This window comes from Methanorbis furvi (genome assembly GCF_032714615.1).
GTDB classification, from domain to species: domain Archaea; phylum Halobacteriota; class Methanomicrobia; order Methanomicrobiales; family Methanocorpusculaceae; genus Methanocorpusculum; species Methanocorpusculum furvi.
In genome coordinates this window covers 1-549 of record NZ_JAWDKA010000025.1, presented here as the reverse complement: position 1 = coordinate 549, position 549 = coordinate 1, and the positions used below count along the sequence as shown (strand labels likewise).

The following is a 549-nucleotide window of genomic DNA, read 5'->3' as shown; positions in this document are numbered from 1 at the left end:
CGTAGCCGTTGGTACGGTTTTTGACGAACTCTTCGTCAACCCATCCACGCTCGATGATCTGTTTCATGAGACAGTTGAGGAGCTGGATGTCGGTTCCCGGGTAGTGCTGGATGTGCAGGTGGGCCTGCTTGGCAGTAGGCGTCATACGCGGGTCGCAGACGATGACGTGAGCACCTTTGGCTTTGGCCTGCATCATTCTGCGGGCTGCGAGCGGGTGGGCTTCGAAGTTGTTGGAGCCGATAATGAACAGACAGTCGGTGATGGCAAGGTCGTCAAAAGAGTTGGTCGAGGCTCCGGAGCCGAAGACCATGTTGAGACCGGCGACGGTGGGGGCGTGACAGAGACGGGCGCAGTGGTCGACGTTCGGAGTCTTGAGAACGACTCTGGCGAACTTCTGCATTGCGTAGTTGTCTTCGTTGCAGCAGCGGGCAGAGGAGATGACAGCGATCTCGTCAGGCTTGTACTTGGCGAAGTTTTCTGCGACGACAGCGAGTGCTTCGTCCCAGGTTGCGGTTTTGAACTGACCGGTTGCTTTGTCTTTGATCAGCG

1 protein-coding gene is annotated in these 549 nt (G+C 57.0%); it reads right to left on the bottom strand.

Features of this window, described 5'->3' with window-relative positions; genetic code table 11:
- On the bottom strand, positions 1-549 hold a 549-nt coding region (locus McpAg1_RS09625), incomplete at both ends, for a molybdopterin-dependent oxidoreductase (protein ID WP_338095087.1).